The sequence below is a fragment of the Streptomyces sp. P17 genome (assembly GCF_032436805.1).
Lineage (GTDB): Bacteria > Actinomycetota > Actinomycetes > Streptomycetales > Streptomycetaceae > Streptomyces.
Genome location: NZ_JAVRBF010001591.1, coordinates 1 through 229 on the forward strand (window position 1 = coordinate 1; position 229 = coordinate 229).

Below are 229 nucleotides of genomic sequence, written 5' to 3' on the forward strand. Positions count from 1 at the left end.
GTTAACACCCGGAATTTATAACTCTGCTTATTTTGAGCACAGCTTTTTGGCCCAGCAAATGGGGGTTGAACTGGCGGAAAACCATGATTTCTTTGTTGAAGATGATAGAGTCTGGTTAAAAACCTTACGCGGTAAACGGCAAGTCGATGTGATCTACCGCCGCGTGGATGATACCTTTATCGATCCTTTAGCATTCCGACCTGACTCGGTACTGGGCATTCCCGGCCTG

The 229-nt window shown here is 47.2% G+C and carries 1 protein-coding gene; it reads left to right on the forward strand.

Annotated features, from left to right (window positions below; translation table 11 throughout):
* A partial coding sequence (locus tag RMT89_RS45770; protein ID WP_315889656.1) for a circularly permuted type 2 ATP-grasp protein occupies positions 1–229 on the forward strand: 229 nt, incomplete at both ends.